The organism is Sphaerotilus sp. (assembly GCF_041083715.1).
GTDB lineage: Bacteria > Pseudomonadota > Gammaproteobacteria > Burkholderiales > Burkholderiaceae_C > Sphaerotilus.
This window is the reverse complement of sequence record NZ_JBFPGY010000125.1, coordinates 1-3,284: the sequence shown is the minus strand read 5'-3', so window position 1 is coordinate 3,284 and position 3,284 is coordinate 1. Positions and strand designations below refer to the sequence as shown.

Here is a 3,284-nt window from a genome sequence, read left to right as displayed (position 1 = left end):
GGGGCATCATGCCGCCGTTGCCTTGCCCCATCTGCCCGCCGTTGGCCGCCATCATGGCCATGCGCTTGGCGTGCATGGTGTCGATCAGGGTCACGAGCTTGGCCTTCTGGGCGGCATCGAGCGACAGTTCGGTGGTGGCCCGCTCGACCATGCGGTCACGGTGTTTCTGCATGTCGGCTTCGCTGTGCTGGCCATGGCCCATCATGCCCATGGAGTGTTCACGGTCACCGCGGCCTTCGCCACGGCCTTCACCGCTGAACGGCGTGTGACCACAGGCGGACAGACCGACAACGAGACCGGCAGCGGCAATGGCGAACAGGGAGCGCTTGATCAGGGGACGCATGGTGAGGTTTCCTTTTGCGGAGTGGACTTGGTGGGTGGTGCCATCCGATCGGAGACCGGCTGCAACATGGACTCCATCGTGCCCGCCCGATGCTGCGCTGTCCTTTCCCGCAGGTATCGTCGTGTTTCGTTTTATGTCGCGACCGGACCGGATCCGGTGCCGTGGCGTGCCATGAAACCGCGGTCGATCCGGTCTTTCCAGCGCCAGACCCAGCCTCCTTGCACCGCCAGCGGCCCCCAGGCAGCGATGGCGCTGCGCTCGCCCAGCGACAGCAGGTTGAGCGTGCGCACCGGCGCCGCCCACGGCACAGGCGCCCGCCCCGCCAATCGGCCGAGCACATTCGCGGCCAGTGCCGCGCCAGCCCGCACCGCATAGACACCGCTCTTCGGCAGCGGCTGGTCGAGGCGGCTGGCGACGTCCCCCGCGGCGAACACCTCCGGGTGCGACACGCTCTGCAGCGTCGGCAAGGTCGCCAGACCGCCATCCGGCGCCAGCGCCAGCCCGCTGCCCTGCAGCCAGCGCGGCGCCACCGTGCCGGTGGCCAGCACGATCTCGTCGGCCGCCCAGATCCGGCCATCCGCGGTCACCACCGCGTCGGACACGATCTCGCGGGCAGCGCCTGCGATGCACCGCACCCCCCGTTCGGCCAAGGCCCGTGCGCCCAGTCGCTGCACGGCACCAGGGTAATTCGCCAGCAGCCCGGACACGCCCGTGACGATGGCCACCTCCGCCACCGCACCCAGTCGGTACCGCCATGCCAGCGCCAGCTCGAACCCCGCTGCACCGCCGCCCACCACGACCACCCGCCGCGGCGGCGCCACGGCCAGACGGCGGGTGGTCCGGGCCAGCCAGTCCTCGACAGGTCGCAGCGTCGGCACGCCAGCCGCGCCCCAGGAACGCGGATCCTGCACCGGGCCGGTGTTGACCGACAGCACGTCATAGCCAAGCACGCCGCCGTCGTCGAGCTGCACCATGCGCGCGGACGCATCCAGCCCGACCGCTGTCGCCTGCCGCAGCGTCACACCCGCCGCGGTGGCCAGTGGCGCCAGCGCGATCACGCACTGCGCCTCGGTGTAGTGCCCCGCCAGCCAGCCGGGCAGCATGCCGGAATAGACCTGCCGCGGCGCCGGGGTGACAAGCACCGTCTCGACAGGGGACCGGCGGTGCTGCGCCAGCGCCTGCACTACCGCCAGTTGCGCGTGGCCGCCACCGAGCAGCACCAGCCGCTGCATCTCAGCCACCGCCGCGGCGCCAGGCGTGGTAGCGCGCCAGCCAGCGCAGGACACCTGCCGGCTTGTGGGCATCCTTCCAGCGTCCGGCGGTCAGCTTGGCCGCGTCCGACCAGCTCGGATACGGGTGGACCGTGCCGAGGATCTTGTTCAGCCCCAGCCCGTGCCGCATCGCCAGCGTGAACTCGGCGAGCAGCTCGCCCGCATGGGCACCCACGATGGTGACCCCGAGGATCCGGTCACGCCCCGGCTCGGTCAGGACCTGGATGAAGCCGGTGGTCTCGCGCTCGACGATGGCGCGGTCCAGGTCATCGAGCGGGTAGCGCGTCACCTCGACCGCCACGCCCTGCGCGGCCGCCTCGCGCGCGTTCAGGCCGACGCGGGCGATCTCGGGATCGAGGAAGGTGATCACCGGCATCACCCGGCCATCGACGCGAAAGCGCCTGAACTGCCCGAACAGCGCGTTCACTGCCGCGGACCAGGCCTGATGACCCGCCGCGTGCGTGAACTGCCAAGGCCCGGCAACGTCTCCGCAGGCGTAGATGTTCGGGTGCAGGGTTTCGAGGAATTCGTTGGTCTCGATGGTGCGGCCGGCCGGGATGCCGAGCGCTTCCAGCCCGAAGCCCTGCAGCCGCGCCGAGCGGCCGACCGCGACCAGCAGCCGGTCGAACCCGACGGTCGTGCCATCGGCCAGGTGCAGCACACCATCCGGCGCCCCTGCCGCACTGGCCTCGGCGCGCTGCACGGCCGCGCCGAGCCGAAGCACCACACCCGCGCCACGCAGGCTGCCGGCAGCCAGCGCGCTCACCTCGTCGTCCTCGCGGACCAGCAGCCGCGGTGCCTGCTCCACCAGCGTGACCCCGCAGCCGAGCCGCGCCAGCGCCAGCGCCAGTTCGCAGCCGATCGGCCCCCCGCCCAGCACCGCGAGCCGCCGCGGCGCCACACGCAGTCCCCACAGCGTGTCGCTGGTCAGGAAGGCCACGTCCTGCAGACCCGGCAGCGGCGGCACCGTCGGGGCCGCGCCGGTGGCGATGACGGTGGCGCGGGTGCTCAGCACCTCGCGCGTGCCGTCCGCCGCGGTGATCTCGACGTGCCACGGATCGACCAGCCGCGCATGGCCTGGGCGCACATCGACCCCCAGCGCCGTGTAGCGTTCGACCGAGTCGTGCGGCGCCACGCCCCGCACAGCGTCGGCGACCCGGTCCATCACGGCCGCGAAATCGACCGCGGCCGGCGTGGCAACCAGGCCGAACTCGCCCGCCCGCGTCACCTCGTGCGCCAGCCTGGCGGCACGCAGGAGCGCCTTGCTCGGCACGCAGCCGGTGTTCAGGCAGTCGCCGCCCATCCGGTGCGCCTCGACCAGCGTGACCTTGGCGCGCACGGCAGCCGCGATGTAGCTCGTCACCAGACCGGCGGCACCGGCGCCGATGACGACCAGGTTGCGGTCGTAGCGCTTCGGCCGCTGCGCGGCCCAGGGCTGCTGCACACGGCGCGCCTGCCAGCCACCGAGCACCGCCCGCGCGATCCACGGAAACACCGCCAGCAGCGCGAAGGCCCCGAGCAATTGCGGCGACACGATGCCCGGGAGCGACTGCAGCCCGCCCAGCGCCGTGCCCGCGTTCACGTAGACCAGCGTGCCCGGCAGCATGCCGAGCTGGCTCACCCAGGCGTAGCGGCGCGCCGGCATCTTCGTCAGACCCATCACCAGATTG

The 3,284-nt window shown here is 72.2% G+C and carries 2 protein-coding genes and 1 pseudogene; all 3 read right to left on the bottom strand.

Features of this window, described 5'->3' with window-relative positions:
- Positions 1-343, bottom strand: a pseudogene (locus tag AB3X43_RS05940) (hypothetical protein); the annotation flags it as partial.
- A gap of 131 nt (positions 344-474) precedes the next feature.
- On the bottom strand, positions 475-1,575 hold the full coding sequence (locus AB3X43_RS05935; protein WP_369428946.1) for an FAD-dependent oxidoreductase: 1,101 nt from the start codon (positions 1,573-1,575) through the stop codon (positions 475-477).
- A gap of 1 nt (position 1,576) precedes the next feature.
- On the bottom strand, positions 1,577-3,284 hold a 1,708-nt coding region (locus tag AB3X43_RS05930), incomplete at its 5' end, for an FAD-dependent oxidoreductase (RefSeq protein WP_369428945.1).

What these genes read in the sequence shown, in the direction of transcription:
- AB3X43_RS05935 (WP_369428946.1), bottom strand. Translation starts at nt 1,575, where the DNA reads ATGCAGCGGCTGGTGCTGCTCGGTGGCGGCCACGCGCAACTGGCGGTA.